This window comes from Opacimonas viscosa, assembly GCF_024199005.1.
GTDB lineage: Bacteria > Pseudomonadota > Gammaproteobacteria > Enterobacterales > Alteromonadaceae > Opacimonas > Opacimonas viscosa.
On the sequence record NZ_JANATA010000154.1, the window covers coordinates 1 to 268 of the forward strand.

General features: G+C 46.6%; 1 protein-coding gene. It reads left to right on the plus strand.

What is annotated here, in order from left to right; all coding sequences use genetic code 11:
* Window positions 1-165: 165 nt before the first annotated feature.
* Window positions 166-268, plus strand: a 103-nt coding sequence (ccmD, locus tag NLF92_RS13085) for a heme exporter protein CcmD (RefSeq protein WP_254102652.1), incomplete at its 3' end; no start/stop codon positions are given.

The following is a 268-nucleotide window of genomic DNA, read 5'->3' on the forward strand; positions in this document are numbered from 1 at the left end:
CGTCGATTGCACCGGAAATGCTTTGGCCGCTACTTATTGCATTACTCGGGTTCGCCTTATTTATTGCTGCGGTAACCGTAATGCGCATGAAAAATGAAATAATCCGTAGAGAATATCATCGCCCCTGGGTAAAAGAGATGGTTCAGAGCGCAAAGGAGACTAATCATGCAGTTTGAGAGTTGGCAGGCCTTTTGGCACATGGGCGGTTATGCCTTTTACGTATGGACATCCTTTGGCGTTACTTTTCTGGCTATGGGCCTGATAGTGT